Raw genomic sequence first — 653 nt, 5'->3', positions numbered from 1 at the left:
TATGAAGGGAACCAATTTGATAACAATTCATACCTTACAGGATCATCGGCACATTGTCCGCCACCACATTCCAGTATGGTAGAAATCAAATTTGCCGCAATCAAAAACACAAATAAAAAACTTGCCGTTTTACTCAAAAATGGAAAAGGAGAAAATTCTTTGAACTTGTGTGCCAATTCGCCTAAAATCATGACAAATGTGACAGCAAAGATACAAAGGACAGAAATAATGAAAGCCCAAGTATAAAAATGCAATCCAAAGAACGTTGAACCATATCCCAAATCATCAGGTGTTATATGCAAAAACACTTGCCGTGCTGCAACGGCACTCGTTACCATACAACCGAGAATAACCATACCATAATGGGTATTTTTCACCTTATAGTGAATATTGAGCAAGAACCCACAACCTGCTAGCATCAATCCAACGCGCTGCAGCAAACAAAGGGGACACGGTAACTCAAACTTTACCAATTGATAATAAAAAGCCACCACCAAGACAATGGATAACCCAATGAGTCCTAGCGTATTCATAAAGATGACGAAGTGAGGATTTTTTTGTTCAACATGTTCCATGGCTATTCTCTCAAAAAGATAAATTTAAAGTAGAAGTTGCGTGATGATTGAAAGTGAGAAGAATGACAACGAATAAAA

The 653-nt window shown here is 37.5% G+C and carries 2 protein-coding genes; both read right to left on the bottom strand.

What is annotated here, in order from left to right; translation table 11 throughout:
- A partial coding sequence (locus tag ACFIKE_RS12085) for a disulfide bond formation protein B (protein WP_375626362.1) occupies nt 1-575 on the bottom strand: 575 nt, incomplete at its 3' end.
- A 10-nt stretch (nt 576-585) separates the two neighbouring features.
- Nucleotides 586-653, bottom strand: a 68-nt coding sequence (locus ACFIKE_RS12080; RefSeq protein ID WP_375650207.1) for a DUF5993 family protein, incomplete at its 5' end; no start/stop codon positions are given.

Source organism: Bartonella sp. MU70NMGDW, assembly GCF_042194085.1.
Classification (GTDB): domain Bacteria; phylum Pseudomonadota; class Alphaproteobacteria; order Rhizobiales; family Rhizobiaceae; genus Bartonella; species Bartonella grahamii.
The sequence above is the reverse complement of the archived record's forward strand: the minus strand, read 5'-3'. Positions and strand labels throughout refer to the sequence as shown.